The 873-nt window shown below is 71.0% G+C and carries 1 protein-coding gene; it reads right to left on the minus strand.

Annotated elements, in window-relative coordinates; all coding sequences use genetic code 11:
- The coding region (locus I59_RS17320) for a phosphotransferase enzyme family protein (protein ID WP_022904944.1) at positions 1 to 671 on the minus strand (671 nt) is incomplete at its 3' end.
- Between the last annotated feature and the right edge of the window lie 202 nt (positions 672 to 873).

The raw sequence follows: 873 nt of genomic DNA on the forward strand, positions 1-873 counted from the left end.
ACGTGCCCGTGTCGGAGGTCGCTCACGAACTTCGGGTCCCCCGCGGCGGCCTCGGTCTCGATGGTCGTGACCAGCGCCACGAGCGAGGACACCATGGTCTCGACGAGGACCGACCGCGAGCGGGCGTCGAGGCCGTAGGCGCGGCAGAACTCCGCGGCGCGCCCGAGCCGGTGTTCGAGGCTCGCGGAACCGCCCTCGACGAGGCCGGTGGTGAAGGGCGCGAAGCGGTACACGGCACTCGCGACGTCCCACACCCGCGGACCGGGGTGCGCGGTGTCGAAGTCGATGATGCCCACGGCGGCGATGCCGTCGTAGACGCAGTTGTAGGGCGCGAAGTCACCGTGGACGATCGTCTCGACGGGGGCTCGCTCGGCCTGGGACCACACGTCGGCGTCGCTGCGGGGGTAGTCCTGCGCGGCGTCGTGGTAGTGCCGGAGCATCCGGGCGGTGGTGACGAGCGCGGCCTCGCTGGCGATGTCCTGGTTCCACGGGTAGTCCCCCGCGGTGCCCGGGACGAACGACACCGTCTCGAGCGTGTCTCCGAGGGAGATCGGTTCCGGGACCCCGACGAACCCCTGTCCGTGCACGTGCTCGAGCAGCCGGTGGACGGTGGGTGTCCACGGACCCGCCGGGCGGTGCACCCGGTCGTCGGCCCTGGTGATGCGTTCCATCAGGGGAACCTCCTGTGTCGAACGTCCTCGTTGACGTTGGGCCGCCAGCGTATCCGTGCGGCTCGCACCGCGCCGAGGACGATGTCGGGACGTCACGCGACCGTCACGGGACGGAAATGCGTGCAGCGGTGCATGNCAGGCGTAGACTCGGTGCTCGTGACCGCTCCGATCAGCACCACCGCGGCGTCCGACCGGGCGTACG

This window comes from Curtobacterium sp. B8, assembly GCF_000333315.1.
GTDB lineage: Bacteria > Actinomycetota > Actinomycetes > Actinomycetales > Microbacteriaceae > Curtobacterium > Curtobacterium luteum.